This window comes from Vibrio sp. 10N.286.48.C11 (assembly GCF_041469805.1).
Classification (GTDB): Bacteria; Pseudomonadota; Gammaproteobacteria; order Enterobacterales; family Vibrionaceae; genus Vibrio; species Vibrio crassostreae_C.
This window is the reverse complement of sequence record NZ_JBFRLK010000011.1, coordinates 99,766-124,037: the sequence shown is the minus strand read 5'-3', so window position 1 is coordinate 124,037 and position 24,272 is coordinate 99,766. Positions and strand designations below refer to the sequence as shown.

At 42.7% G+C, this 24,272-nt stretch carries 22 protein-coding genes; 11 read left to right on the top strand and 11 right to left on the bottom strand.

Annotated elements, in window-relative coordinates:
* Genes AB4209_RS04000 through AB4209_RS03965 form a run of 8 tightly spaced genes read right to left on the bottom strand, consistent with a single transcriptional unit; the run spans window position 1 to window position 6,045 of the window.
* Window positions 1-1,269, bottom strand: coding sequence for a Tad domain-containing protein (locus AB4209_RS04000; protein WP_171732474.1), 1,269 nt, complete (start codon window positions 1,267-1,269; stop codon window positions 1-3).
* A gap of 16 nt (window positions 1,270-1,285) precedes the next feature.
* Complete coding sequence (locus AB4209_RS03995; protein WP_061032538.1) at window positions 1,286-1,558, bottom strand: hypothetical protein; 273 nt, start codon at window positions 1,556-1,558, stop codon at window positions 1,286-1,288.
* Window positions 1,548-3,002: a type II and III secretion system protein family protein gene (locus tag AB4209_RS03990; protein WP_061032537.1), complete on the bottom strand. Its 1,455-nt coding sequence runs from the start codon at window positions 3,000-3,002 to the stop codon at window positions 1,548-1,550. Before AB4209_RS03990 ends, AB4209_RS03995 begins: the two co-directional genes overlap by 11 nt.
* Before the next feature lie 8 nt (window positions 3,003-3,010).
* A complete protein-coding gene (gene cpaB / locus AB4209_RS03985; protein ID WP_061032536.1) occupies window positions 3,011-3,760 on the bottom strand; it encodes a Flp pilus assembly protein CpaB in 750 nt (249 codons plus the stop codon).
* 3 nt (window positions 3,761-3,763) lie between these two features.
* Window positions 3,764-5,101, bottom strand: a complete 1,338-nt coding sequence (locus tag AB4209_RS03980) for an AAA family ATPase (RefSeq protein WP_372054908.1) — start codon at window positions 5,099-5,101, stop codon at window positions 3,764-3,766.
* 38 nt (window positions 5,102-5,139) lie between these two features.
* On the bottom strand, window positions 5,140-5,670 hold the full coding sequence (locus AB4209_RS03975; protein ID WP_372054906.1) for a prepilin peptidase: 531 nt from the start codon (window positions 5,668-5,670) through the stop codon (window positions 5,140-5,142).
* Between the two features lie 9 nt (window positions 5,671-5,679).
* A complete protein-coding gene (locus AB4209_RS03970; RefSeq protein ID WP_171732471.1) occupies window positions 5,680-5,832 on the bottom strand; it encodes a hypothetical protein in 153 nt (50 codons plus the stop codon).
* Window positions 5,833-5,838: 6 nt separating this feature from the next.
* The gene (locus AB4209_RS03965) at window positions 5,839-6,045 is read right to left on the bottom strand and encodes a Flp family type IVb pilin (RefSeq protein ID WP_372054904.1); all 207 of its coding nucleotides are present in this window, start codon (window positions 6,043-6,045) and stop codon (window positions 5,839-5,841) included.
* Window positions 6,046-6,239: 194 nt separating this feature from the next.
* Between AB4209_RS03965 and AB4209_RS03960 the strand changes: the two genes are divergently transcribed.
* The 9 genes from AB4209_RS03960 to AB4209_RS03920 all read left to right on the top strand — a co-directional run bounded on the left by AB4209_RS03960 (window position 6,240) and on the right by AB4209_RS03920 (window position 15,968).
* Window positions 6,240-6,983, top strand: coding sequence for an AraC family transcriptional regulator (locus tag AB4209_RS03960; protein ID WP_048658138.1), 744 nt, complete (start codon window positions 6,240-6,242; stop codon window positions 6,981-6,983).
* 83 nt (window positions 6,984-7,066) lie between these two features.
* Window positions 7,067-8,755, top strand: coding sequence for an AMP-binding protein (locus tag AB4209_RS03955; RefSeq protein ID WP_372054902.1), 1,689 nt, complete (start codon window positions 7,067-7,069; stop codon window positions 8,753-8,755).
* 341 nt (window positions 8,756-9,096) lie between these two features.
* On the top strand, window positions 9,097-10,053 hold the full coding sequence (locus tag AB4209_RS03950) for a LysR substrate-binding domain-containing protein (protein WP_372054900.1): 957 nt from the start codon (window positions 9,097-9,099) through the stop codon (window positions 10,051-10,053).
* A 39-nt stretch (window positions 10,054-10,092) separates the two neighbouring features.
* Window positions 10,093-10,308 carry a VF530 family DNA-binding protein gene (locus AB4209_RS03945; RefSeq protein WP_372054898.1) on the top strand — a complete coding sequence of 72 codons (216 nt, stop codon included), beginning with the start codon at window positions 10,093-10,095 and terminating at the stop codon, window positions 10,306-10,308.
* Window positions 10,309-10,545: 237 nt separating this feature from the next.
* The gene (locus AB4209_RS03940) at window positions 10,546-11,184 is read left to right on the top strand and encodes a response regulator transcription factor (protein ID WP_372054896.1); all 639 of its coding nucleotides are present in this window, start codon (window positions 10,546-10,548) and stop codon (window positions 11,182-11,184) included.
* A 171-nt stretch (window positions 11,185-11,355) separates the two neighbouring features.
* On the top strand, window positions 11,356-11,940 hold the full coding sequence (locus tag AB4209_RS03935; protein WP_372054894.1) for a hypothetical protein: 585 nt from the start codon (window positions 11,356-11,358) through the stop codon (window positions 11,938-11,940).
* Between the two features lie 88 nt (window positions 11,941-12,028).
* Window positions 12,029-12,709 (top strand): molecular chaperone, encoded by a 681-nt coding sequence (locus AB4209_RS03930; RefSeq protein ID WP_102319913.1) that lies wholly within the window; start codon window positions 12,029-12,031, stop codon window positions 12,707-12,709.
* Window positions 12,710-12,719: 10 nt separating this feature from the next.
* Window positions 12,720-15,110 carry a fimbria/pilus outer membrane usher protein gene (locus AB4209_RS03925; protein ID WP_372054892.1) on the top strand — a complete coding sequence of 797 codons (2,391 nt, stop codon included), beginning with the start codon at window positions 12,720-12,722 and terminating at the stop codon, window positions 15,108-15,110.
* 3 nt (window positions 15,111-15,113) lie between these two features.
* Window positions 15,114-15,968 (top strand): hypothetical protein, encoded by an 855-nt coding sequence (locus AB4209_RS03920; protein WP_102319911.1) that lies wholly within the window; start codon window positions 15,114-15,116, stop codon window positions 15,966-15,968.
* Window positions 15,969-16,200: 232 nt separating this feature from the next.
* Here the strand turns inward: AB4209_RS03920 and fusA are convergent, their stop codons facing one another.
* Both fusA and radA read right to left on the bottom strand, forming a co-directional pair.
* Window positions 16,201-18,288 (bottom strand): elongation factor G, encoded by a 2,088-nt coding sequence (gene fusA / locus AB4209_RS03915; RefSeq protein ID WP_017058825.1) that lies wholly within the window; start codon window positions 18,286-18,288, stop codon window positions 16,201-16,203.
* 234 nt (window positions 18,289-18,522) lie between these two features.
* On the bottom strand, window positions 18,523-19,902 hold the full coding sequence (gene radA, locus AB4209_RS03910; RefSeq protein ID WP_017058826.1) for a DNA repair protein RadA: 1,380 nt from the start codon (window positions 19,900-19,902) through the stop codon (window positions 18,523-18,525).
* Between the two features lie 161 nt (window positions 19,903-20,063).
* Here radA and AB4209_RS03905 point away from each other — a divergent pair, with 161 nt between their 5' ends.
* On the top strand, window positions 20,064-22,409 hold the full coding sequence (locus AB4209_RS03905; protein WP_372054890.1) for a PilZ domain-containing protein: 2,346 nt from the start codon (window positions 20,064-20,066) through the stop codon (window positions 22,407-22,409).
* A gap of 122 nt (window positions 22,410-22,531) precedes the next feature.
* On the opposite strand, the gene serB is transcribed toward AB4209_RS03905, so the two are convergent.
* A complete protein-coding gene (gene serB, locus AB4209_RS03900; RefSeq protein ID WP_372054888.1) occupies window positions 22,532-23,512 on the bottom strand; it encodes a phosphoserine phosphatase in 981 nt (326 codons plus the stop codon).
* Between the two features lie 109 nt (window positions 23,513-23,621).
* Here serB and AB4209_RS03895 point away from each other — a divergent pair, with 109 nt between their 5' ends.
* The gene (locus AB4209_RS03895; protein WP_076655999.1) at window positions 23,622-24,233 is read left to right on the top strand and encodes a YtjB family periplasmic protein; all 612 of its coding nucleotides are present in this window, start codon (window positions 23,622-23,624) and stop codon (window positions 24,231-24,233) included.
* Window positions 24,234-24,272 lie beyond the last annotated feature (39 nt).

The following is a 24,272-nucleotide window of genomic DNA, read 5'->3' as shown; positions in this document are numbered from 1 at the left end:
TCAAGACTCCCCACTATCAGGGTCCTTATACAAAACAATCCTATAAGTCCCTTCTGTTGTAGAGGTCGTACTACCCGCCCCACCTGTCACACTGCAGGAGTGAATAAATTCACCAAATACGGCTGGAGTACCTGAATTATTTGTCGGCGCTTTTTGTAGCAAGAAGAAACAACCAATTTTGTTCACCGTAAATTCAGTCGCACCACCACTTTTACCTGAACAATCCACCATAGGTATAGGTAATATACGACGCCAAGCAACACCATTAGCCGCACACCCAGAACCATTATTAGCTATGCATGTGTTAGTCGCTGATTCATATTGAGCATAGGTATAACTGCCGTCAAAATCGATATCTCCCGTACTAGCATCGATCGTAATCTCATTAGTAGGCTCAGTCGTTACATAATCAGTGGGGTAATCTGATGCCGATAATCCTCCACCATAATCACCAAATCGAGTATTTAAGCCATCACCGGTAGGACCAACCGTTCCTCCTGGTTTGGTGGTTATATCGTCACCTATTGCAACAGGATAACTATAGTCCCCCCCTAAACCTTCTTTCACCGTTTTACCACCAGATCCAAAATCAAGAAGGTGGTAATTACCGTTCCCCATTTCAGATAAGCTACTGTCGCCGACCTTTAACGCATGAACGGTGCCAACTTCATAACCAAAAACACTGGTTATTTCCTCACCAGTAACATCATGGTACCCATCTTCTGGTGAGACATCATTATCCGACGTGCCATCACCAATACACACACCAATTGGCACAACATTATTAACAACGACCTGACCAGAACTAGGGCCAGCAACCGCACTCGCCGAAACGGTTTTTTCTAGTCCAAACATTTGAATGAAAAACTCATCCATATCCAAGGAATCGACACGAACACGCACATAGACATCATCATCTGCACCGAACGTTGCTGTTCCTGTAAAATCCTTAGGATCATTTGAATAATCAATGTTTACAGAAGCCGTACTAAAATCAAATTCATGATTACCTGTGGCGGCTGCCATAGCATTTAATGCGGTGCCAACCTCTGCATCTACGGCATCTTTATCCTTACTATTGTCTAAAATAGTTGCGGCAGCTAGCGCAGCAGAATCGACTGCATTTTGTAACCGCGTTTTATTCACAACCATATGGTTTATATCGACAGCTAACGCTGAGACAGCTAAAAAAACCAACAAAGCGGCTGTAATCATGACTACGACTAAGCCTTGTTGCTTTTTGGGGCTTTGTGATACTCGATACAACATGTGAGTACCTCCAGATTTAGTTAAACTCTTCTAGGATCTGGCTACTACTGCTTCCGGACAGATCATTTTCACCTCTGCCAACATATCGGTCGTAACCAGCCTGCATCCGCTCCCCTGTACCGTCCGGTACTTCGAGTAGATTCTCTTGGGTCGCATTAGGGTTATATGTTTGTTCTGTTTTCACTAGTGCTACTGAATGTCCCAAACGGGCATCATTAGCACAGCCAACTAGCACCATCACGAGAAAGACCATCATTATTCTAATCATATCTATCTCCTTATAAATCATGACCAAATGAGCCTTCACTACCGCCGTCGGTTGGCGATACGGCCTGTGCTGATTGAGATTGCTCTGAAGTGGATTCAGACGGTTCAGCAATGTAAGCGCTTCGGCCTAACAAATAATATTCCAAGTCATTAGGGTCGACGAAAGCATCTGTTGGTAATGTCACTTTCGTGCGGTCGATTGGCTTGGCAAGCCTTGGAGTCACAAGAATAACCAGTTCGGTTTCGCCAGATACATACTCTTGGCTGTTGAAAAGCTGCCCTAAAATCGGCACATCACCAAAGCCTGGCATCTTGTTGCTGATATCTCTCACATTCTCACTCAGTAAACCTGCAATACCGATAGTCTGGCCATCTGCTAACTCAAGAGTTGAAGATGCACTACGACGCGTAATAGGTGGAATGAAGTAAGTCGCGTTGGTAGTACCAGGATCAATCGTTAGCGAGCTACTATTCGCAATTTCACTCACATCAACAGCCAAGTTCAGGTTGATTTTTTTATCACTAAGAACCGTTGGGATGAATTTCAGCCCTACACCATATTCTTTGTATTCAATGGTGATGCCGTCTTCATCAGGCACAGGGATTGGGAACTCACCGCCCGCTAAAAATTCAGCTTTTGAACCACTTAACGCGGTTAGATTCGGCTCAGCCAAAACTTTGGCTACACCATTCTGCTTTGCAACATCCAAAGCAAAGGTAAACAATGTATTGCTATCGATAAAAGAACCTAAAATCCCATAATCTGTTGAGGTGGGAATATCAAAAATCGGCGTTGCACCCAATACACCAGCAGGCACAGAAGACGCTCCCCATGAAAAATCAGAACCACTGGTTTGGAAGAAATGGAAGTTAGCATCGAATTTTCGAACTAAGCTTCTTTGCACTTCAGCGACAGTGACCTCTAGCATGACTTGCTGAGCACCACCAATCGACATTAAGTTGATGACCCCAGTCGCCGCAGCTTGCTCACTACCACTCTCTTTTGACTCATCTGCGGTTTGCCCGGAGGAGTAAGTTTCTGCAATTCTCATCGCGACATTCATCTGCTGTTGATTGCTCACCTGACCGCTCAGCAACAAACGGTTTTGCGCACTATGTACTTCGATAGTTTCATCAGGAAGGAACTCATATAACTTCGCCTTTAAACTATTAAGATCATGAGTAACCTCAATATTGATAGACTCAATCAACTGTCCTCGAGCGTCCCAAGCCATTAGGTTGGTAGCACCTAATTTATTACCTATCAAAAATAACTCGTTAGATTTAAGCATCACAATATCAAGGACATCAGGGTCACCAAGTGACACCTTGCTAGCCTTACCCGATAAAACGACATGCGTTGATTTGTGATGAGGAACCGTGACGGTTTTCCCAGTTTGAAGAGCGGCAAAGCTCAATGTAGAAAAACAAACTAGGCTCAAAACACACGTTAATATTATTTTCATATCTCACCTCAATCCTTGACGCGAACACTAGATGCTTGAGTACCTTTGATGATGGTTACACTTGGTCTAGGTACATATCGACGAGCCACTTTTTTCTCGACTTCGTGTGGGTTTCTCAAAGTTAGTTGGATACTCCCCTTACTCTTTGCAGTCAGTAATTTTTCAGCATCTTGGGGAGAAACCTCTAACGTCACAGCTCTCACGATAATCGGACTGTTTTCTTTCGTTTTAGCTGTTTGGTCTACAGCCAAGACCTTAATGTCTTTCAATACTGTTCGAGTCGACGCTGAATTTTGGCTATAAGAAACGGTGTTAAGAATATCGACCTTATTCCCAGGTAATAGGAACCCAGCGACACCTATGACGTCATCAACTCGGATCGTTACCGCTCTCTTATTCTCAGGGATCAATGCCGCTAATGTTGAACCTTCACCAGGAACAGTAAAACGCATTTTGTGGAGAACCTCTCCGGCATAAATGGTATTCGCAACCACCTTGCCAACGAGTTCTGAAACATCGGAGTAGTTATTCTCGTTAATCCAATCAACTTCCATTAACTTCGTGGTTAGGAACTGCTCTTCAATTATCGTTCCAGCTTCAATCTCTTGTGAGGCCACAACTACTGGATGACGCTCCACAGTTTCAACTTCGACTGTTGGCTGTACTTGATTTTCCATCCATTGTTTAGCGAAAAAAACAGCAGCTAAACCAAATACTACGGACAGTAAAAATAGTAGGAAAACTTGACTCTTATTCATGTGTTATTCCTCATGTCCATCAGAGGTAAAATAAACTTCCCAAGCCATGGAAAGAATATCGAATGTGATAACAGGCGGGAGTTGCTCGAACGAAAGAATATCTTTACTTATACCTACCAGATCTTTCGGCAAGCAGGGGAAAAATGGCACTTTGTATAAAGTGTGCATTTGGGATAAACGCTCAAAGAAACCATCTTGAAGTTCAACCTCTTTCTCTGCGGCAACATTCATCCACAATGCTTCGTAATCACGCTGCATAAGAGGCTTAAATTCAATTTTGTAACCTAAACGACGCAAAAATGCGGGATCACTGATCTTCTTTGGATTTAAGTTGGTAGAGAAGGCGAGAGTTAAAACAAACGGCATCGTAATTTGCTGACCGTTGGGCAGCGATAGATAATCAAAAGCGTACTCCATCGGCACTATCCATCGATTCAGCAATGTGTCTACAGGCATAGGTTGACGGCCAAGATCGTCTATCACGAAAATTCCATTGTTTGCCATCATCTGTACCGGGGCTAACCAGACTCGACTGTTTTCTGAGTGATTCACCTCAAGCATATCCATGGTGAGCTCACCACCGACCTGGATATTCGGTCTCTCACAGTTAAGCCAGCGCTTATCGTATTGATCTTTTAGCGAGATAGCTTTGGTACTGCCGTTTCTATCTAAAGGTTTATGGTGTTGTGCAGAGAAAACCTTGATGATATTGCCAAGCGCATAAACGGCATAAGGGATAAAAACAGACGTATGCAGCGCATTGACAATACGTGAAGCTACAAATGTTTTCCCCGTCCCCGCATGCCCATACAGTAACAAGGCACGTCCAGAATTGATTGCAGGCCCCAATACCGAAATCATTTTGTCGACACCATATACATCATTCAGTGCTGCTTCGACATGTGGCCGAGTCACTAGCTCTGCTCTTAGATCCTGCTGCTTTACCACATCACTATATTGAGTAAGCGAAACGGGGGCAGGACCTAAATATGCGTCTCGCTTGAAAGCTAAATCAGCTTCTTCAAGTCCTTTCTCAGAAAGGGAATAGCGAACGTGACTATGAGATGCAGATGAGAGAGAAAGGTTAGAGGTTGGTTGAAAAACTTCAATCAATGACTTTGTTCTCAACACCGCCAAGGCACTTTCAACAATATGTGTCACAACACACAAATAGTTAGAAAGCTCTAAAACATCCGACTTGGGATAGGCTGACAGGTGCTTCAACACAAGGTTTTCTATAACAACTTCAGGAACACCCAACATATCAATAGATGTAGGAACGGCTGGGGCTGAAATTTGAGGCTTCAAAGTTGTTGGAGCAGTACGCCTTATAATATCCATCTATTATTCCTCTCCATAAGAACTAACCAACAACATTTTTAAGTAAAATAACTATACATCGCTAACCCTATGACAACAGAAGGAGCAAAAGGCATCGTCGCCTTATTTGAGTACCTAGCGTGTAAAATCGAACTTTTATCTAGTACTGGGGCTACACCACCAAGCGCAATCATCTTATTTTCAAAATAGCCTTTGATACTAAGACTGCTCGAGTTGGAAAAGTTATATAGCAAGTAGAATGTCCCGATCACTCCAGAAGAAAGTAAGATAAAGTACGACGCATCAAGTAATTGTCCCCACCCAAGATACATCCCTACAATACCTAATAGCTTCACATCTCCTGCAGACATTGCTCTTACAAAATATAAGAGTAACCCAAAACAAAAAAACGCCCCCAACCCAAACAAGGACATTAAAAAAACATCAAAAGTGAAATTGCTATTAAACATTGATAAGAAGTACACAAACAAAAAAAGAACCAATATTTTGTTTGGTATACGATGCTTCTCAACATCGTATACCGAAACTGCAATTAGTAATGCCCAAAAAACTGAAGGCTCATTAATCATATTTTCTATTTATACACTCGATATAATGCTCTGGAACTTACTGAGTAAGGCTGTTGCCATCCCAGAGAAAACGAATCCAACAGCAAGAACAAGTGAAGCAGCACCGATCACGTATTCGACCGTAGTCAATCCAGCTTGGCTTCTAATTCTCTTGATGTCCATAAGATATCATTGAGCCCCTGTACCAGTACCAGTACCCGTAGTACCAACATTCGCAACAATGTTATTTAATTTATTTGCTAGAGTATTCCCCAAACCAGAAAATACAGTTGTTAAGCCTAAAACCAATAGAGCTGCACCGATTACATACTCGATAACGGTCAACCCTTCTTCATCTTTCATGAATTCTTTACAATTATTCAAAAACTTATCCATGAGAACCTCTCCTTGATTTACGTATCAGGCTTTGTTTACCTGTAAACTAAATCTAGAGGTGAGAGATATATTAGGTTAGGATTTTTTTGCCATTCACTTGCACTTTTTTGTGGTACTTCTAATCTAATTATTACGCATCTTAATTTATCTATTTTTAAACTCGAAGTTGAATATAAAATAGAGTTGGTATTTATATGAAAGTAGTCACACCTTTATTATCAGATAAAGACAGTGAATTTAATGCTGTTATTATTAATAAAATAAACCACTACTTCCCCATTGAAAATTATAAGCAAGATATATCTATAATCAGTAACTTAGATGTCAGACTGGTATTTTTCATCTTGAATAGACCGGATAAACTTCAACTACTTACAATGGCATTATCTATTTGTGAAAACTTGAACAAGCGAATAGTCATTATTTGCTCGGACCAGTTACCTAATATCGTTCGAAATCATAAGAATATATTTTTCATTATAGAAACAAACAGCAATCATCTGACCAGTACATTCGAAGAACTTAAGCGTAAAACACAGCATATCTTCGAACCTCACTTCGATCTCGACAGAGACATAAATAACAACAATCAACTGCCTACCAAATTGTTTACTTCTGAGGTTGTTAACTATGTTATGGATAACATAAACAAAGAAATCAGAGAAACGGAGATCGCCGAGAAGTGCCATTGTTCAACAACCTACTTTTCGAAAAAGTTTCATCTACACTTTGGGGTAAGCTTTAGAGACTTTGTTTGTGACAAAAGAGTTCTACTAGCTAAAAAGTTGATTGAGGCGGATACCGAGTCAAAAATTGCTGTAATTGCCTATCAATGTGGATACAAGGATGTGTCGTATTTTTCGAGAATTTTTAAGAAAAGGACAGGTGTAACCCCAGCAAGTTACAGGCGTGCCTGCACAGATAACAGAAAACGCTAATTTTACTCCCTAAAAGAAAAAACCATGGTACATTTAACATGATTTTAACAAAAATAACTTAGCGAAAAACATGGAGTTAGACAATGATTCAGCCTAACGAGTTTAGCCAAGAACAAGCAACAGCTCTCCCTACACCCAATGACATGATTTTAAAATGGGCAGAAGAACGCCCAAACGAAGTCTATTTGAAACAGATTATTAACCGCCAATTTGTCGAATTTACTTATAAAGAAGTAGCCGACAAAGCACTGAAACTGGCGTCAGCATTAGAAGGACTCGGAGCCCAACCTGGCGATCGAGTCGCTCTCGTATCGAAAAACTGTGCAGAGTGGTTCATCTGCGATCTTGCCATGATGTTAGGAGATTTTGTCAGCGTCCCAATCTTTCCAACAGCAGGTGCAGATACCATTCAGTACTGTATTGAACACAGTGAATGTAAAATTGTGATTGCGGGTAAGCTTGACGATCCTAAAGCCACTCAAAAAGTACTTGATGACAACCCGAGCTTGGTGAGTATTTCACTGCCATACGACAGCGCAGCGAAGTGCCAACACACTTTCGAGCAGCTCATTGAGACACATGAACCATCAACCAAACGCCCTCAGCATCACGACGATAAGCTGATGTCACTTGTTTATACATCGGGTACATCAGGGTTACCAAAAGGCGCAATGCTCACCTACGGCGCGTTTACTTGGTCTGTTCAAAGGTTGATTGACCATATTGGGATCCAACCTGGCGATCGCCTGTTTTCTTACCTACCGCTTGCTCATATTACAGAACGCGTTTACATCTTTGGTTCTTCAGTAATGGGGGGCGTGGTTACGGCTTTCCCTGAATCTTTAGACACCTTTATTGATGATGTGAAAATGCATCGCCCTACGCTGTTTATTTCAGTTCCTCGCTTATGGACTCTGTTCCAGCAGCGAATCCAAGACAAATTGCCACAGAAGAAACTGAACTTCTTACTGAAGATTCCGTTTATCAACAACATCATTAAGAAGAAACTTGCTGATGGCTTAGGGTTAGACCAAGCTCGCGTTCTTGGATGTGGTTCTGCACCTGTATCACCCGCTCTACTCGCATGGTATGAGAGTGTTGGCCTGCACATTACCGAGGCATGGGGCATGACAGAGTCTTTCGCCTACAGCACGCTCAACTACCCATTCAGAGCCGATAAAATTGGTACGGTTGGTAATGCAGGTCCAGGGATCGAACTCAAAATAGCTGAAGATGAAGAGATTCTAGTTCGAGGCAAAGGCTTATTCTCTGGTTACTACAAGAATGATATTGCAACCCAAGAGTCTTTTAACTCGGATGGTTGGCTTCATACCGGTGATATCGGTGATATCGATAGTGAAGGTTACCTAACGATTCGTGGGCGTAAGAAAGATACCTTTAAAACCGCTAAAGGTAAGTTTGTTGCCCCTGTACCAATCGAAAACAAACTGTTTGAGTACAGCCGCGTAGAAATGATGTGTTTGATAGGTCTTGGCCTACCTGGTCCAATCCTACTTGTGGTACCGCATGACTTCCCTAATTTCGATCGAGCTCGCTATGAGAAAACGACAAAGCGCGTTATCGAGAAAATGAACGAGCAGCTTGGTTCACACGAGAAGATCAAAGGTGTATTGATGATTAAGGAACCATGGAGCATTGAGAATGGCGTGTTAACCCCGACTCTCAAAATCAAGCGACATATCCTTGAGCAGAAATACCATGAAGTTGGTCATAACTGGCCGAAAGATAAATTGGTGGTTTGGGAAGAATAATTAAAATCGAGAGGGAGCCATTATGGCTCCTTTTTTGTAAGCTCACATTATAAGTACTTAGTATAATCCGCAGCATCACTACTCTCGCAATCTAAACCGACATCCTTTTTCATTCGATGACTTAACGATTTAGAGCAAACAACTTGTCTAGATTTAGCCCCCTTCCTCACCTTAGTATTATCATTGATTTTAAGTACCTGAGTAACAAATATTCCGACCCAACAGGTTATTGCTTTCATGTTCTCTCTCTTGTATTCCCTTTGTATTTATCGCTATTATGAAAACAACCTGTTCGATAATCGAACAACACCGATACTGGCATTCAGTTAAGGAAAACTAATGTGAGAGAACGAACCCCACCATTCCAAGGGATCTATTACTTTTACACGGCGGCTGAAACTGGCAGTTTCAAGCTCGCAGCACAAAAGCTATTTGTCACGGCTGCAGCAGTCAGCCAACAAATTCGCCAACTTGAAGAATGGTTAGGCGCAGACCTGTTTATTCGCCAGCACCGAAAAATAGTATTAACTCATGAAGGTGAAGTGCTCTATCTACAAGCGAAGAAAGGCTTTGCTCATATTCAAGATGGAGTAAGACGAATAAACCAAGACCCCAACCCCACTCAGTTATCGATTTCGACCGTACCCTCTTTTGCACAACATTGGTTAGTGCCTAGAATTGGCGACTTCCGCGACCGTCACCCAGATTTATCTATGTTAATAGAACCGACCAACAAACTGGTTACCTTTGAAGACTCAGCTGTCGATGTCTGTGTTCGATATGGTCATGGTAACTACCCAAACATCGAATCACGTTGGTTGATGGACGAGGTCATTTACCCGGTTTGCCACCCTATTTATCAAGAGAAACATGGTATCTATGACATCGACGATCTGCATAAAGCGGAACTTATTGAAGACCGATGGCCAGACATGGATTGGTCAATATGGCTTAATGAAGTAGGCGTTGAAGGCGGTCACACCACGTTGCAGTTTGATGGCTCTCACTTTGTACTAGAAGGGGCACTCTCTGTTCAAGGAGTCGCTTTAGTCAAACACAGCTTGGTGTATCGATACCTGCAAGAAGGGAAGCTAGTTAGAATTGGTCATACAGCGCTAAGACCAAAATACAACTATTTCTTATGTGCGCCACCGGGATACTTTCATCGCGATAAGATTCAACGCTTCTCCAAATGGATAGAAACGCAGGTCAGTGAGTTTGGTAACAAAGGAAGGGAAATGCTCAATATCGTCGATACCGACTTCTCATTGAAATGGTCGGGAAACTCTGATGGCTAAGCTGATATACTGAGAGCAAATAAATGACGGGTAAATCTCATGACACAAGCAAATAACCCACTTCACGGTATCACGCTTCAAAAGCTGCTAACTGAATTGGTTGAACATTACGGTTGGGAAGAGTTGAGTTACATGGTTAATATCAACTGCTTTAAAAAAGACCCAAGCATTAAATCGAGCTTAAAGTTTTTGCGTAAAACAGATTGGGCACGTACCAAGGTAGAGCAAATCTACATCCAACTAAAAACTAGCTAGTCCCTACCTTTAACAAACGCACCATTTACGGTACTAAAGTATGAACCCATTGGTGCGCATTCCATTCAATTTTATTATTTTCCTTTGAAAATCAATAATTAAAACAAATAGCACATCCATTCCATTGAATAATGCTCAATCAATACTAATATTATTGAACCAGAGACAGTGGGATAACTCCCCATTAACCTAGCGATTAATAAAGATTTTGTGTATGAGTAAATAGAGAGGTCAATCATGGAAGTTGATTCTGAACTCGCGTTAGACATTCATGTCCTTACCCGCAATAATTCATACTATAGGGTGATAAAAGACCTACTTTCGGTATCTATTCCTAGCGCGCAAATCACTCATTCCCAATGCTTTGTGCAAGTACCGAAACTCGAACCTGAAACGGTTGTTTTATTTGATATTCAAACAATGCCATGCCCCAAAAGATACGGATTTATCCTACATGAACGAAACGAATTTTGGTTAGCAGTCAATGTGAATGACAATACCTCTACAGTATGGCTAGAGCAAGGCTTTTCAGGGCAAGTCGGTCAGCACTTTGAGTTTATATCGAAAGCAATTTTATCTGTTTATCAAGAAGATATATGGTTCCCAAGGTCAGTGTTAAATAAGCTGGTTTCTTCCTATCAAAGCAATGAGCCTAATTATGAATCAGCTTGCGAAAATATAATCAATTACAAAGAGTTAACTAAAAAGGAAAGGGATACCTGCACATTGATGCTAAAGGGGCTTTCAAACTCTCAGATTGCATCTCAGCAGCACGTCAGTATCAATACAGTGAAAACTCACTCATCAAACTTACTTCGTAAATTAAACTTACGATCGAGATATGAACTTCTTGCTCAAGTAAAAAGCGCTAACTAGGTAGCAACAAGGTTAAATCAAAAGAAAAATGAATTATGACAAAACTCATTCTAAACTCACCCTATGCAAACGATATTTTTCACTCCATGTGATGAGGTTTGACTAACCGTTCCCTCGTAGTCTTTAGAGGCGATGCACAGATATGCATCTTAACTAACGAGGGATTGAGTTATGAAAAAGTTACTTCTTGCTACTGCTGTAGCAGCCGCTTCACTTTCTTTTGGCGCTTCTGCGGTTCAATTTAATAATGCTGTGGACTTTACGACACTGAGTAACACGGACCAAAAAACGATTCGAATTGAAGGCCGAGTTCCAAAACGCTGTCTACTGCGAATAGGTAAGAAAGATGTGAAGAATAACGTTCTACGCAAAGCGAACAAAGTGCACGAGGATTCATGGTCCAATGGCTTCAACAATAAGGAAGTTTTGGTAGGTAACTTGCGTGCATGGTGTAACTACGGAACTGATTTGGAGTTTTCAGTAACAGCTTACCAGCTAAACGGCGTAACCAAGCACAATATGAGTGAAAAAATTAACTACGCAGTGAAAATTGGTTCAGATACGGTGGCGAACACCGAAAACGACCATGGCATGGAGGTAACGGCGTCGCCAATTCCATCATTGGGCGAACACTTGGTGAACAAAATCAACAAGCATCCAATTTATGTACAACCTGAAGATTCAGGCTTTGCACGAGCAGGTAAATATAAAGGTAAAATCAAAGTGAGTCTTGCTGCAGCAGGTCCAGCAAGCTAATAACCGAATGACGCTTTATGGATAATGTCTTTTAGGCAAGAAACTTGGCTCGGTTCTCGAGCCAAGTTTATTTTATGGAGAAATATCAATGACTAGGATTATAACTCTTCTATTTTCTTTATTGTTCAGCTCAGCCCTTTTCGCGTACGAAGTCAGCCCAATCTATCTAGAACTTGATGATGTTGGTCGAAATGCACAAGGCTTGTATAAAGTGACTAATGTGGAAGAAGAACCAATCCTCTTAGAAGTAAATGTCTATCAAACTGATTTTTCTACTGGCGAAGAAATTTTAACACCATCGGAAGATGAGTTTCTCGTCCTTCCACCTCAAGCTAAAATTGACGGGCAAAAATCTCAGACTTTCCGCGTACGTTACATGCCAACAGGACCTATAAAACAAACCGTCACCTACCGTATCGTCTTTTCGCAAATTGAACTAGAAAATCAAATTGAGGAAGATGACGACAGTTCTATTTCCATGTTATTAGAGTTTGCGACTTTGGTTTTTGTCTCTCCCACATCCAGTAAATCAATTCCAACTACTACACTCCAAAATCGCCAGGTTGCTATCCGTAACGATGGCAAACGAGTACTGAACATGAATGGTATGGAGTTCAGCTTCTCTGGTGACAAAGCAAACAAAACGGTCGATTGGGAAGTATTAAGTAAAAAGACAAGCGCTTACTTAATGCCAGGAACAACCGTCAAGTACACCTTACCAAGTGAATTAGGGCAGCCAGAGAAAGTTTCTGTTAAAACAATAGACTAGTGAGGTTTTCATGAAAAATCTCATTTTATGTCTCACTCTCATTACTGTTATACAAACCGCGCTCGCGCAAAGTTGGTTGTTCCCATTCCCAGTAACTTGGGGGGAAAACACTATCGGCGAAGTAAATGCGTATTCTGATGGTATGACTGTTGGATCCATTAACGTAGAACAGCTTGTGCAGGCAACTGAAAAGCTGATCAACCCTGAGACATTGGTGGCGCTACGAAATTTCTCCGAAGAGTACATTACGATAGAACAACTGAACCATATGGGTATCAGTGCAACCTTCAATTCCTCCGATCAAAATATTAACCTAGTTATTGATGAAACCGCTGCTGCTGAGTTTTTGCTTTCGTTTGGTAGCAAATATGAACCCGCCCAATACTCAGAAAGCGCTTTTTGGACAATGCAAAATACATTAAATGCCAGTACTGACTACTCCTTGTTTAACGACTCTAATACAGAGGACACCCAAACGTGGCTTGGTGAATGGTTATTAAAAACCAATATTGGCGGCGTTCGAGGCGCTAATATTGACATTTCCGGTTTTGTTACTGGTGGTAACGATATCAACTCTGACGTCTATCGTGGCGAAGCTCGTCTTTTCTTCGATGAACCGACAACCCCTTTTCGACTTACCTTTGGCGATGTAACCCAAGCAAGTGCCGGACACCTTCCTAGTACACCTCTCGGTGGACTTGCTTTTGAACGTTTGTACCAAGACTTACAACCTACCCGGAATATCCAAAATGGCGGAACTCAACCACTGGTACTGAATGAGAGTGCTGATATAGAAGTCTATATTAACGACGTTTTTCTCACTGAAATTCGCTTACCTCCAGGTCGATATACACTAGACGACTTGCCTCTCGTTTCTGGTACCAATGATGTTCGGTTGGATATTAGTTATCAATCAGGTCGAACCGATACCATCGTTTATAGCCAGTTCTTTAACTCGCGTTTGTTACGCGAAGGTATTTCAGATTTTGGATTCTACTCTGGTTTAACGTCGACGATTGAAGATAACAACTTTAAGTATGACGACGAGCAATGGGTAACTTCTGGTTATTATGACTATGGTATTAGCGATACCTTAACAGCCGGTGCAAACGCTTTGTATCACCCTGAAGGACAGCAACTAGGCGTGATTGCAACAATAGGTTCTGATTGGGGGAATTTAGGCGTTAGAGCTTCAGCACAAAACAACAAGCCCAATAACGATACAGGTAGCATCTACAGCTTAGATTATTCCCATCAACTATGGGGAACAGACAGTTATGGCTCCCCAAACTTTCGCCTTGGTAGTGAATACCAGGATAATTATTTTGCACTACCCTGGCAGATTGCAGATGCGAGTACTGGACTTCGTGTCTTTTCAAACTACGTTTTCAGTATTACGGATAACCTTAGTTTAATCCTGAGCGGTGACTATCGTGATTTTGAAGAGGCTGAAGTGCAATGGCAGGCTTCTACTGAAGTTGCTTGGCAATTTTATAATATATCACTCTCTGCTGGTATAGAGAAAGAAGATAACCCAAATGAAAACATTGACGAAACCCGTTTTACTTTTTCAGCAGATTGGGACTGGAACTCTGACAATGGAGAATACAATGCAAATATATCCTACTCCAACGAACCAGATACCTATCGAGCTCAATTTCAACGCCCATCAGAGGACTATACGGGCAGTTATGGCTATGCGATGACTGCTGAAGGCGAGAGCGACTCTCAAACTTACTCTTTCGAGGGTAATTATGTGGCAAACCGTTTTATCACAGATGCTAAGGTTTCTCACCTAGCATTTGATAACTCAGCAAACTACCAAACCGCTTCTTTACGAGCAAGTACAGCGCTTACCCTGGCTGACGGTAACTTAGCTTGGTCACGTCCCATCAATGGTCCAGTGGCAATTATTGCCGTTCATAACTCGTTAGATGCTGATGTAGAAATTAATGCGGTTGCAGATGATCCTGCAGAAGCAATATCTACCTATACTATTAGTAATGCCGTTCAGTTGTCTGGAGGGCACCAATTGTCCAGTATCTACATTGATGTGCCAGACGCACCGATAGGTTATGACTTTGGCGACCACGAGTACAGCATTACGCCAGGATCACAAACAGGCCATCTAATAAAAATCGGATCGGCAGCATCGAAAACCATCATTGGTAAAATTGAGATCGGACAAGAAAAACCATTAAAGCTCTTCCAAGGTCAGTTGGTTGGACAACAGAAAACGTATGAATTTTTCACTAATCGATCAGGCAGGTTCGTTGTGGAAGGCGTTGCACCGGGCAACTACACCATCGTCATAGATGGCTTTAGCCCAACAAAATTGAACGTCCCAGAAATCAATGACAACCTGATTTATCTACCAACTTTACTTATTAAAGAGGGATAAACCATGAAACACTTTCTAAAGATCTCAGTGTTCGGTTTAGCCATGTTATCTCAACCAATTTGGGCCGCCGAATGCAATGGCAAGTGGATGCTAAACATCGACAGAAGCAATGTTGAATTTAAGCGAGATTTAGGCGCTTATATTCCTGTTTATTTAGAGTTGTCACGTGATATTCAGAACTGTCGATTCCCAATGGCCATAGTATCGGTCAACAATAAACAATCTAGCTACTTAAGTTCAATTGGAACGAATTTGCCCCTTACTATTCTGGACAAGAACTTCCGTCAATTGAGTCACTTTCCTAGCAAAGGTTTTCAACTACCTCTGGATAATAGCCAAAGGACGAAGTTTTGGATAAAGGTACCAGAAGCTAAAGTAGCAGCATCTGGTAACTATAACGGACTTCTTGAAGCCTCTATTTCCTTAGATAGAAAGCAAGAGACCAAAAATGCCAAAGTTAAACTCAAAGTCCCAGCGTTTGTAGCTTTCAACTCAGTGCCAAATGCGCCACACGTTCAACGTTCAGGGAGCTCAGGTTATCGCTTCCAACTTGGTGATCTTGAATCTAACCGCACCTACCGTTCTGATTTTGATCTTCTTTCAAACTCGAATGTAAGGTTAGTTGTAAAGCAAAAATATGGAGAGTTAAAGCAGAAGTCGGAACCCAATATCTCGATCCCATATACGTTGCGATTTAATAATGCTTTGGTAAACCGGAAGTCAGTTTATACCTTCTCAAACAATGATGAAACCAAGCGTTGGGGGCTCCCCCTTGAAGTAATGCTAGGTAACATAGACTTTGCGAGAGCTGGTAAATATCAAGATACGATAACGGTTGAAGTTAAAGCTATGCCATAGATACACGTGATGAAGAAACCTACGGTTTAGTCAGTGGACAGCTAAAAATATTAACGAACACCGTATATGGCTCTACCACTATCCTATGAAAAGAAATTAATGCATCACTGTAACTTTAAGTTTTTGGATATAAGCACTTAAGATAAGAGAGCAGAATTAGTTTTGTTGAAAATAAAAAGCCCCGCAAGCTTTCACTTGCGGGGCTTTTTTAGCTAATTGAGAAAAGGGCTAATTACTTACCAGCTTCTTTTTCTGCTTTAACTTTTGCAATCACTTCGTCAGCAACGTTAGTTGGACATGGTGCGTATTGTGCGAATTCCATAGAGAATTGGCCACGACCAGAAGTGATAGTACGTAGGTGACCGATGTAGCCGAACATCTCAGAAAGAGGTACGTCAGCTTTAATACGAACACCAGTAACGCCAGCTTGTTGATCTTTGATCATGCCACGACGACGGTTAAGGTCACCGATAACATCACCAACGTGATCGTCTGGAGTGAACACGTCAACGTTCATGATTGGCTCAAGAAGTTGCGCGCCAGCTTTAGGCATAGATTGACGGAATGCGCCTTTCGCTGCGATTTCAAATGCGATAGCAGATGAATCGACTGCGTGGAAACCACCATCGAAAAGTTCAACTTCAACGTCTAGAGTTGGGAAGCCAGCTAGTACGCCGTTTTCCATCATAGATGCGAAGCCTTTCTCAACTGCAGGCCAGAATTCTTTAGGAACGTTACCGCCCACAACTACAGAGTTGAACTTGAAGCCAGAACCTGCTTCGCCTGGTTTGATACGGTAATCGATCTTACCGAATTGACCAGAACCACCAGATTGCTTCTTGTGCGTGTAGCTATCTTCAATTGCTTGAGTGATAGTTTCACGGTAAGCAACTTGAGGAGCACCTACAGTTAGGTCAACGCCGTATGTACGCTTAAGGATATCTACCTTGATGTCTAGGTGAAGTTCACCCATACCTTTCAGGATAGTTTCGCCAGTCTCTTCGTCAGTCTCAACTTGGAAAGATGGATCTTCTGCAACCATTTTACCGATAGCGATACCCATTTTCTCAGAACCGCCTTTATCTTTTGGAGATACAGCGATTGAGATTACTGGAGTTGGGAATACCATTGGCTCAAGCGTTACTTGGTGCTTAGGATCACATAGAGTGTGACCAGTTTGCACGTTCTTCATACCAACGATCGCAATGATGTCACCAGCTTGTGCGCTAGTTAGTTCGTTACGGTCATCAGCTTGCATCTCAACCATACGGCCAACACGTTCAGTCTTGCCAGTGAATGAGTTAAGAATCGTGTCACCTTTGTTCAGTTTACCAGAGTAAATACGAACGAAAGTTAGAGCACCGAAGCGGTCATCCATGATTTTGAATGCAAGCGCTTTGAAAGTCTCATCTGTAGAAACGATAGCGTGTTCGCCAGTTTCTTCACCGTTCTCATCCATTAGAGGCTGAGGGTCAACTTCAGTTGGTGCTGGTAGGTAATCTACTACAGCATCAAGGATAAGTTGCATACCTTTGTTCTTGAACGCAGAACCACAGAACGTTGGGAAGAATGCGATATCACGAGTACCTTTACGGATACAACGCTTAACGTCTTCAATAGAAGGCTCTTCACCTTCCATGTAAGCTTCCATTAGGTCATCGTCTTGCTCTACAGCAGTTTCGATTAGCTCTTCACGGTATTGCTCAACGTCATCAACCATGTCCGCTGGAACATCTTTGATTTCGTAGTTTTCAGGAAGACCAGTGTCATCCCAAACGTATGCTTTACGGCTTAGTAGGTCTACAACACCAACGAACTCGTCTTCACGGCCGATTGGTAGAACCATTACTAGAGGAGTTGCACCTAGAACGTTTTTAACTTGGTCAACAACGTTGTAGAAGTCTGCACCCATACGGTCTAGTTTGTTAACGAAGATCAGACGAGATACTTCTGATTCGTTAGCGTAGCGCCAGTTAGTTTCTGATTGAGGTTCAACACCACCAGAACCACAGAATACACCGATACCGCCATCAAGAACTTTAAGAGAACGGTATACTTCAACTGTGAAGTCAACGTGTCCAGGAGTATCGATAACGTTTAGACGGTGATCGTTCCAAAAACAGCTTACAGCTGCTGATTGGATAGTAATACCGCGCTCAGCTTCCTGTTCCATGAAGTCAGTCGTTGATTCGCCATCATGTACTTCACCAGTCTTGTGGATTTGACCAGTTAGCTTAAGGATACGCTCAGTGGTAGTTGTTTTACCCGCATCAACGTGCGCGAAAATACCAATGTTTCTGTATTTCGATAAATCTGCCATTGTCTTACTCTGTTAATAGGATATAAAATGCGCGCAGAGTATATCACAATCTGTGAAGACTGATAGCTTTGCATGCATTTGGGACTAAAAAACTTTGCCTTTTTCTAACATATAGAAAAAGGCACTCAGTAGTAACAATCTAAATGATTGTTAATTATAGTGCTAACCTAAAGCCTAATCGGCGTTAAGGTTAGGCTGAATTGCTGCTGTATAGAGTAGCTGAAGTGAGTTCAATTACAACTCATCAAAAGCATTAATTGCTTCCGATAATTTTTTCACACCGTGGATCTGCATTCCTGGAATGCCACCTTTAGGCATGTTAGCCGCCGGTACAATCGCTTTCTTAAAGCCGTGTTTAAATGCTTCATTTAAACGCTCTTGTCCGCTCGGTACAGGTCGAATCTCACCCGCTAGGCCTACTTCTCCAAATACCACCACATCTTTTGGTAATGCGCGGTCTCTGAAACTAGAAAGTAGAGCCATCACCAACGCAAGATCAGCACTGGTTTCGGTTACTTTAACACCACCGACGACATTCACAAACACATCTTGGTCAGCCATTTGTAAGCCGCCGTGTTTATGCAGCACCGCTAATAACAAAGAAAGCCTGTTTTGCTCTAGGCCGACAGCGACGCGACGTGGGTTAGCCAGCTGTGAATAATCCACCAGCGCTTGGATTTCGACAAGAAGTGGACGCGTCCCTTCCCACACCACCATGACAGAACTGCCCGAGGTTTCTTCTTCACCACGAGACAAGAAGATAGCGGATGGGTTGCTGACTTCTTTTAGCCCTTGGCCTGTCATCGCAAACACACCCAGTTCATTCACTGCACCAAAACGGTTTTTGTGGCTGCGTAGCGTTCTAAAACGGCTATCGGTTCCGCCATCTAATAAAACAGAACAGTCAATAATGTGCTCAAGTACTTTTGGCCCTGCTAAGGTGCCGTCTTTAGTTACGTGTCCAACTAAGAACACAGCAACGTTATTCTGTTTTGCGTAGCGCGTTAATGCGGTTGCCGATTCACGAACCTGTGCAACACTGCCCGGAGAAGATTGAACATCCGCAACGTGCATAACTTGGATCGAGTCGATAACCATGATCTTAGGTTGTTCTTTTTCTGCAACCTGACAAATCTTATCCACGTTCGTTTCTGAGAGCATCTTTAGGTGCTCTTTTGGCAATCCAAGTCGAGACGCACGCATCGCGACTTGTTGCAGAGATTCTTCCCCGGTTACATAGAGAGTCGGTAATTGAGAAGAAAGCTGACACATGGTTTGTAATAGCAGCGTTGATTTACCGGCACCCGGGTTACCACCAATCAGGATCGCAGCCCCAGGGACAACACCACCACCGAGTACGCGATCGAGTTCTTTGAAGCCACTACTAAAGCGTGGTACTTCTTGTAGATTAATTTCAGATAATGTCTGAACGCTCGATTCTGTTACTGCACCTGCATAACCAGATAATCTTTCATTGCGCGCTACTTGAGGTGAAGCGGCTAACCTAACTTCTGTAATCGTGTTCCAAGCACCACATGCGTTGCACTGCCCCTGCCAACGTGGAAAGTCAGCACCACAGTCATTACACACATAAGCTCGTTTTGCCTTAGCCATAAAACCTCAATAATTTACTCAGTTACACAATGATGTTGTCAATTTGTGACTTATTTGACCGTACGGGTGAAAATAAACGTTGCAGTCATACCACTTATACTTAAAGATCGATTTAAACTAGTCGATAACATAAATGCACCGTCCATTCTAACAAGAAAAGTATGCAGCAATCTGAAATTCTATCTGTAGCAGAACGTCTTATCCCGGCCTACCACGCCGAAGATTTCGAATTCCTTCTTTCTCAAATGACAGAAGGCGAATCTCCGTCTCTAAAACTGCTGGTTAAAATGGAACTGAATCGTATCATGGCTCCGTGTACAAAGAGCATTGATTTACGTGGGCGCATTGATAATGAATGTCGTCAGTTCACGTTAGACGGCCGTAAGCACTGGCTCGATGATATCGCTTTAAACGCATATCAACGTGGTACGAAAAAGTTTAAAGGTTACACAGAAGGCGCATGGGAGTTAGTAATGACTCCGCGAACTCAGCCTCTGAGCGTTGTTAAAACATCTTCTCAAGGTAACCACGACATTACTAGCGCCAATAGCCCGTACGAAGCGGAAGCTATTAACCTAGGTTACGACTTAAAACGCCAAGAGAACAGACTCAAGATTAGCTCGCAGGTCGAGATCACCACATCGAAAGGGCAAAGCCTACATGGTGTAACGGTTGATATCTCCCCGTCGGGTGCAAAGTTCAAAGTACCGAGCGCCTTTCGATACAACCTCGGCGAGATCATCAGCGTTAAGTTCTCAGAGCTTATCGAAAAGTCCCAAGAAAACGATGTTAACCAAGCGGTTGAATTTCGTGTTTTGGGTATCGACGAATCTTATGAGAACAACGCGGTCAAATTTCTAAGAACCATCAAGGTAAGCGACAACAATATTGTGGCTCGCTTACTCGATGAGTCTTTAAATAGCACCAGTAAGAAAACCAGCCATGAGAATCAAGATAGGATTATTCGAACTCGTACTCGAGGAATCGAACATACCTATCTAAAGCATACTTGTAACCTACCCCTGTTTTTCAGCGGCAGCGAACTAAAGCTTGCCCTACTGACGGATAACAACCATCCATTATGGCAATATTGGCACGACGAACGAAATCAACAAGCGCTGGGTACCCTGTTCAACGAGCAACGTATGAACCTGTTGGCGAAACCAGGAGTGAAGGGAACCAGTAACGTTATCTACTCTTTTACCCATGAACACCAAAACAAGACCTTGTTCTATTCAATGATGCTGCCTGAAGCCTCTCGTGAACAAAGACAGCTGTTCTGGCACATCGGTGGCAAACGTAAAAGTTGGAAGGCGTTCAAGTTCTCGGTTTTCGAACTTTCAGACACTGAGCGACAAGCATTAGCTAAACACTCGGATACGCTGGCTCAAAGCTCAGCTCAACTGACGCATTGCGGAATCTTGCAAGAGATTGGCGATCACGAAAGTGCGGCGGACTATCTTCTGAGTGAAAAGCCACGCATTCCAAGCAGTGAATTGAACCGCTTCCGTCACCCGCGTACTGTCGTCGGCAATATTCAAAGCATCTACTTTGACTCTCAGACTCGTCGTAAAGAGCCGAGATACCAATTTAAGTCACCGTTGCAACTTACATCACAAGATGGCGCAGCGGCGAACGGACACACCTTAGATATTTCGAAGCGTGGACTGAGCATTAGCCTTGAACACCCAATGGTACTCAAGATTAATGATCCGGTATTAGTGAACTTCAATGAACTGCAGCTCTATGACAAGAACCTGCCACTGAGCACAGTGCCTTACCACGTAATTCGAGTGAGTCCGAATGGTCGCAACGTGCAGTTGGTTATTGCCGAGAACGCCAAGACAATGCGTACCATCGCTTTCCTTAATGGGCTTATCGATCAAAACCAAAGTAAGCTGATTAAGAAGCAAGAGATACTGCCAACACATTCGCTACTCGAATCACTGCACAACATTTTGTTGAGCAAGATGGTCAGTAACCCAATATTCATTGATAAGCCAAGTTCAACGCTGCGCTGTAAGATCATTGGTGTGAATTTCCCACTGAATAAGCATCTAACGTTACTTGCTAAACTTGGTCACAACCAAAAGTTCTCACTCGAGCCAATCTTCAAGGGTCACACCAACTCACTGTTGGCTGAGCCACTAAAAAGAATTGAAGGTGCGGAGCCTAAGCATCATGACGTGTACATTGCTGCAGTGAAGTTTGGCGACAAAATCCATTCGGTACACACCAAGTTGGTCAAAGACTTCGCCTCAGCAAAGGAACGCATCTTATTCATCAAGAAAGCGCAGCACTTAGGTGATGTGTATGTATTGCGAGTCACCACGGCACCTATCTTTAATCCGCTAACGAGTTTATTCCAGTCGGATTTAGAAGAGCTTTCACGCATCAGTATGCATCAAGCTAAGAAGCTAGAGAATGAGGTGACGGCGTTTATCGGTTATGGCGAGATAGAGGACATTACCGATGAAGTGCTGATTCGATTGGAGCTAACACGCTAGCCTCGAGTGGCGTATTAACTTAAGCATGAAAATTGAAAAAGCAGGCTGATAGCCTGCTTTTTTTGTGTCTGAGCCACTATTGCTAAATAAGATACATAGCCAATAGCACTTAGGTAGAGCCCCTAAGGTTTCGCTTGCCAGCTGATCTTCTGTTGCTTAGCCAATACACCCGACAAGATACACAGCACACCACCTAAACCTGCGTAACGAACAGCAGTTTGAGCTTGCTGCTCTACTTTTGGTTTTGCGTGGTAGGCAATGCCTAAACCTGCAGAGCCCATCATCACCAAGTCATTGGCACCATCACCAACGGCAACGGTATTATGTAGTTCCAATTCGTACTCTTCAGCCAACTCTACCAAGATATCCGCTTTGGTCTGCGCCGAAACAACATCGCCTAAGACTTCACCCGTCAACTTACCGTTAACGATCTCAAGCGTGTTTGATTGAGCATGGTCTAGATCAAGGGTATCTTTCAGGTAGTCAGAGAAGTAAGTAAAACCGCCTGATGCAATCGCTGTTTTCCAGCCAAGCTTACTTAGAGTATTCACCAGCCCGACCAAGTCTGGCATGAATGGCAATGACTGACGCACTTGCTCTAATATCGACTCATCCGCACCTTTCAGTGCTCCTACTCGTTGGCGCAGGCTCTGTTCAAAGTCGAGCTCGCCTTGCATCGCTCGTTCTGTGATTTCAGAGACTAACTCTCCCACTCCAGCTAGCTTGGCAATCTCATCAATGCATTCAATTTGAATCGCTGTGGAATCCATATCCATCACGATCAAACCTGGCTTAGATAAGTCTGGGACCTCGCTAAGGCAAGCATAATCAAGCTTTAGCGCTTGGAGGATTTCTTCGTGTGCTGGCGTTAGATTGCCTGACATCAAAGCCACTTCATAATGCCCAACCTTCCACGTATCGAGGATGGTGTTGTAAGTGCCAGTGAAAAAGTCGATGTCATCGAAAGATTGTGGAGATAGGTACTCACCAAACACAATCCAATTGGCCTTGGATTTAGCGAGTTGAGAAGCGAAACGAGTCTCGGGGAGTCGAGTTAATAATGTCGTATGCCTTTTTATCGGCAGATATTTCTGAGCGTCCATGTGTATGATTCCTAATTAACTATGCTAAACGTTAACCTATTGCAATTTGAAAACGCAAGTCTCAATATGTCTTAATCATAACATTTGTTTATTTCAGGCTTCGTGAAACATGAATGAATCATTGTTCTCAATACGTAACGCTTTACGAATGCTAGCCCTCATTTTGTTGGCTACCATGTTCGTTGTAACGATTAAAAATACGGTCGTGATCAGTAAAGGTAACGAGAAGATCCAAGCAAAACAGTTGGAAACTCTTACCAAGCTGCTTATCTCTCAGGCATCACTTTCAGCCAGCAAGATGATCACGCAACAAGACCAAGAGCGATTGCTTGATCTGACTAACCAGCTATCTCAAGACCGACTGGTGTTCGATACCACCATCTATGATGCAGAGGGTATTCGACTGGCTTCGAGCGAAAAAGCCCTCTCGGTACGTGAGGTTCTTGGCTTAGATACGCCACTTTCAACAGCAAGTATCGGCAGACAACAATTAGTTGAACCTATTTATTCACCAGAGAAGACGATCATCGGCTTTATTCGAGTGACTTTTGAAACCGGGAAGATGACGGCGATTTCTGATCACCACTACCGTAAAAGTGATCGCTACATGATCGGTATGGTGTTGATGGGGTTTGTGAGTGGCGTGTTGTTCATCATGCTGATTCGCAGAAGACCAACTAAGTCTGGTGAGAACTTACTATTGAAAAATGTAAGCTCATAAACACACTAGGCTGACAATAAATACTAGACTCAGAATAAG

Excerpts from the sequence above, each read along its gene's own strand:
- AB4209_RS03905 (WP_372054890.1), top strand. The coding sequence starts at position 20,064 with ATGCAGCAATCTGAAATTCTATCTGTAGCAGAACGTCTTATCCCGGCC.
- AB4209_RS03920 (WP_102319911.1), top strand. The coding sequence starts at position 15,114 with ATGAAACACTTTCTAAAGATCTCAGTGTTCGGTTTAGCCATGTTATCT.
- AB4209_RS03990 (WP_061032537.1), bottom strand. The coding sequence starts at position 3,002 with ATGAAAATAATATTAACGTGTGTTTTGAGCCTAGTTTGTTTTTCTACA.
- serB (WP_372054888.1), bottom strand. The coding sequence starts at position 23,512 with ATGGACGCTCAGAAATATCTGCCGATAAAAAGGCATACGACATTATTA.
- AB4209_RS03930 (WP_102319913.1), top strand. The coding sequence starts at position 12,029 with ATGACTAGGATTATAACTCTTCTATTTTCTTTATTGTTCAGCTCAGCC.
- AB4209_RS03980 (WP_372054908.1), bottom strand. The coding sequence starts at position 5,101 with ATGGATATTATAAGGCGTACTGCTCCAACAACTTTGAAGCCTCAAATT.
- AB4209_RS03940 (WP_372054896.1), top strand. The coding sequence starts at position 10,546 with ATGGAAGTTGATTCTGAACTCGCGTTAGACATTCATGTCCTTACCCGC.
- AB4209_RS03935 (WP_372054894.1), top strand. The coding sequence starts at position 11,356 with ATGAAAAAGTTACTTCTTGCTACTGCTGTAGCAGCCGCTTCACTTTCT.
- AB4209_RS03955 (WP_372054902.1), top strand. The coding sequence starts at position 7,067 with ATGATTCAGCCTAACGAGTTTAGCCAAGAACAAGCAACAGCTCTCCCT.
- AB4209_RS03960 (WP_048658138.1), top strand. The coding sequence starts at position 6,240 with ATGAAAGTAGTCACACCTTTATTATCAGATAAAGACAGTGAATTTAAT.
- AB4209_RS03945 (WP_372054898.1), top strand. The coding sequence starts at position 10,093 with ATGACACAAGCAAATAACCCACTTCACGGTATCACGCTTCAAAAGCTG.
- cpaB (WP_061032536.1), bottom strand. The coding sequence starts at position 3,760 with ATGAATAAGAGTCAAGTTTTCCTACTATTTTTACTGTCCGTAGTATTT.
- AB4209_RS03925 (WP_372054892.1), top strand. The coding sequence starts at position 12,720 with ATGAAAAATCTCATTTTATGTCTCACTCTCATTACTGTTATACAAACC.
- AB4209_RS03965 (WP_372054904.1), bottom strand. The coding sequence starts at position 6,045 with ATGGATAAGTTTTTGAATAATTGTAAAGAATTCATGAAAGATGAAGAA.
- AB4209_RS03995 (WP_061032538.1), bottom strand. The coding sequence starts at position 1,558 with ATGATTTATAAGGAGATAGATATGATTAGAATAATGATGGTCTTTCTC.
- AB4209_RS03975 (WP_372054906.1), bottom strand. The coding sequence starts at position 5,670 with ATGATTAATGAGCCTTCAGTTTTTTGGGCATTACTAATTGCAGTTTCG.
- fusA (WP_017058825.1), bottom strand. The coding sequence starts at position 18,288 with ATGGCAGATTTATCGAAATACAGAAACATTGGTATTTTCGCGCACGTT.
- AB4209_RS03895 (WP_076655999.1), top strand. The coding sequence starts at position 23,622 with ATGAATGAATCATTGTTCTCAATACGTAACGCTTTACGAATGCTAGCC.
- radA (WP_017058826.1), bottom strand. The coding sequence starts at position 19,902 with ATGGCTAAGGCAAAACGAGCTTATGTGTGTAATGACTGTGGTGCTGAC.
- AB4209_RS04000 (WP_171732474.1), bottom strand. The coding sequence starts at position 1,269 with ATGTTGTATCGAGTATCACAAAGCCCCAAAAAGCAACAAGGCTTAGTC.
- AB4209_RS03970 (WP_171732471.1), bottom strand. The coding sequence starts at position 5,832 with ATGGACATCAAGAGAATTAGAAGCCAAGCTGGATTGACTACGGTCGAA.